At 59.3% G+C, this 985-nt stretch carries 1 protein-coding gene and 1 pseudogene; one reads left to right on the forward strand and one right to left on the reverse strand.

Annotated features, from left to right (window positions below):
* Positions 1 to 87: 87 nt before the first annotated feature.
* Positions 88 to 693 (forward strand): annotated as a pseudogene (locus AWB65_RS35050) (transposase); the annotation flags it as partial.
* Between the two features lie 22 nt (positions 694 to 715).
* Here AWB65_RS35050 and AWB65_RS38010 read toward each other — a convergent pair.
* Positions 716 to 817, reverse strand: coding sequence for an ElaB/YgaM/YqjD family protein (locus tag AWB65_RS38010; RefSeq protein ID WP_087671275.1), 102 nt, complete (start codon positions 815 to 817; stop codon positions 716 to 718).
* Positions 818 to 985 lie beyond the last annotated feature (168 nt).

Consider the following 985-nt stretch of genomic DNA (forward strand, 5'->3'; position numbering starts at 1 on the left):
CAACGCCAGGCGCGAGTTCGACTGCATCCCTCATCAAGTCGCGCGCATTGACGAATGGGCAAAGTCTTTATACCAGCACTTTGGGATCGTATCAGGCTGATCGCGGTACGTCTGGAATCGATCCGCGCCGCTACGCCCCTCACCGAAGACCCTGGCATCATCACGGCCTGCCGATTGCACGTGCTGGCGCTGGTGGCGCAGCTGCGCACCGTGCTCTCGGCGATCGATGTGTTCGATAGGGAGATCGCGGCGCTCGCGCGGGCCCAACCTGACTTCGCCCTGTTTGACCGCCTGCCGGGCGCCGGCCCCCAAATGGCGCCGCGCCTGCTCGCGGCCTTTGGCGAGCAGCGCGACCGCTTCCACGGGGCTGATGAACTGCAGAAGTACGCTGGCATTGCCCCCGTGACCGAACGTAGCGGCAAGAAGAGCTGGGTGCACTGGCGCTGGCAATGCCCGAAGTTCCTGCGCCAGACGTTCGTCGAATGGGCCGCCCAGCCCATCAACAAATCGTTCTGGGCCGGCGCTTACTATCGGCAACAACGAGCGAAGGGAAGTACGCACCAGGCTGCCGTCAGGGCATTGGCGTTCAAGTGGATCCGGATCCTGTACCGATGCTGGCAAACCAGAACGCCGTACGACGAGACCACCTACCTTAACGCTCCTGTAAAACCGAGCAAATTTCGGGCATTTTAGTGAAAAAAAGCAGTATATCGAGCTATCGGCTTAGAAGCATGCCCAAGACGATTCCACCCAAAGCCGCAAACGTTACGGTTTTCCATGGGTTTTCATGAACAAAATCGTCTGTGCTATCGGACACGACGCGGTAGTTTCGCTGGACAACCTCTCGTGCGTCCCCCAGTACCTCACGTACCCCCTTTTTAGAGACTTCCGCCCCTGCCTTGTTATGCTGCCCGGACGGTCAGTTGAAACTCCCCCACTTATGGTCGCGTAAATTCCCCCACCCTGTGAGGCAGGACTAAGAGGT

Origin of the sequence: Caballeronia humi, from assembly GCF_001544475.1 — a bacterium.
In the GTDB taxonomy this organism is placed as follows: Bacteria; Pseudomonadota; Gammaproteobacteria; order Burkholderiales; family Burkholderiaceae; genus Caballeronia; species Caballeronia humi.